We start from the raw sequence: 719 nt of genomic DNA, 5'->3' as shown, positions 1-719 counted from the left end.
GCCTTGACGACGTTGCGCCCCACCGTCCACCGGTGCACCTCATCGGGGCCGTCGACGATGCGGCTCATTCTCGCCTCTGAGAGCCAGGCCGCCAACGGCAGGTCGTGGGTGTAGCCCAAGGACCCGTGTATCTGCAACGCCGTGTCGATCACCTCGATCAGCATGTTGGCGATATAGGTTTTGGCCATCGAGTTCTCGATGCGCAGGTCGTGCCCGTGCTCCATTTTGTAGGCCAGGTGCAGGATCATCAGTCGCGTGATGTAGAGCTTCTCGGCGCAATCGGCGAGCATCCACTGGATGCCTTGCCGATCGGCGACGCGCTTGCCGAAGGTGACACGCTCGCACGCACGTGCGGTGGCCATATCCAAGGCTGCCTGAGCTTTGGCCACGCTCCACATCCCGTGCCGGAGCCGGCCGTATCCGAGGCGATGCTGGCCCATGGCAAAGCCCTGTCCAAGTCCGCCGAGAATGTTCTCGTGGGGGACAACGAGGTCGTTGATGCGCACTTCGGCGTGGCCCATCTGGATTTCGCCCTGGTAGGTGGGGATATCGGATTCGCCCATGATAGGGATATTGCGGACGATATCGAAACCCGCGTTGGGCAGCTCCACCAAGAAGGTGGTGTATTGCCGATGACGAGGGGCGTCGGGATCGGTCTTGGCCATCACCAGTGCCAGCTGAGAAATGGACGCCCCTGAGGTGTACCACTTCTCGCCGTT

At 61.8% G+C, this 719-nt stretch carries 1 protein-coding gene; it reads right to left on the bottom strand.

Translation table 11 applies throughout. The features are described 5' to 3' along the window. Positions 1 to 719 (bottom strand): acyl-CoA dehydrogenase family protein (locus A9X04_RS32440; protein ID WP_197508960.1); only part of this gene is annotated, 719 nt, incomplete at both ends.

Source organism: Mycobacterium sp. E3247 (genome assembly GCF_001667785.1).
Classification (GTDB): Bacteria; Actinomycetota; Actinomycetes; order Mycobacteriales; family Mycobacteriaceae; genus Mycobacterium.
The sequence above is the reverse complement of the archived record's forward strand: the minus strand, read 5'-3'. Positions and strand labels throughout refer to the sequence as shown.